Below are 593 nucleotides of genomic sequence, written 5' to 3'. Positions count from 1 at the left end.
TCACCATTCCACCCCATCCAAACGACTGATTTTCCGTTCAACACGTCTTGCAGTACTATTGCAAGTCCACCTGCCATTGGGTTGTTATCAGGCATTTTAACTCGGTTAGATAGGACGATTAAGCGACTCATAACACCTCTCCTTATATTTTTATTAGTGGTTGCCGCTAACCTCTACTCAATCAGAAGTTAGGGTGTTATTTCTTTGACAAAAATTTAAAAAACTATTGAGTAAAACAGTCACCTCATCAATGTTGTTCACATAGTAATGAGCGTGCGATGACCCGCTCCCAACCTTAACCCCCATACCTTTTACTGATTGGGAATAAGAGTTGTCTATCGACTGGTTCTTTTCTAGTTGTTCATTTTCGCTTCGTAATGCGAGAAATCCTGCTTCATCGGTAATATCATCACCAATAAAAATAGGACAAACATTCTCTTTGCTCTGCATCTTTTTTAATAAGGTTAAGATAGCTGCGCCTTTATAGACGCCTTTAGGAGCCAACTCCCAAACGTATTTCCCGGGTTTTAAAGTCCAGTTAGGGTAATTTTTTGAGGTTTCTAACATGATGGCATGCGCCACATTGGCCAAAC

General features: G+C 40.3%; 1 protein-coding gene. It reads right to left on the bottom strand.

Annotation, left to right across the window (positions count from 1 at the left end; genetic code table 11):
- Positions 1 to 177: 177 nt before the first annotated feature.
- The coding region (locus ACP7AE_RS14180; RefSeq protein WP_426243867.1) for a trehalose-phosphatase at positions 178 to 593 on the bottom strand (416 nt) is incomplete at its 5' end.

The organism is Psychrobacter sp. TWP2-1-2, from assembly GCF_049896785.1.
Taxonomy (GTDB): domain Bacteria; phylum Pseudomonadota; class Gammaproteobacteria; order Pseudomonadales; family Moraxellaceae; genus Psychrobacter.
Note: the sequence above shows the minus strand (reverse complement) of the source record. Positions and strands in the feature narration are given on the sequence as shown.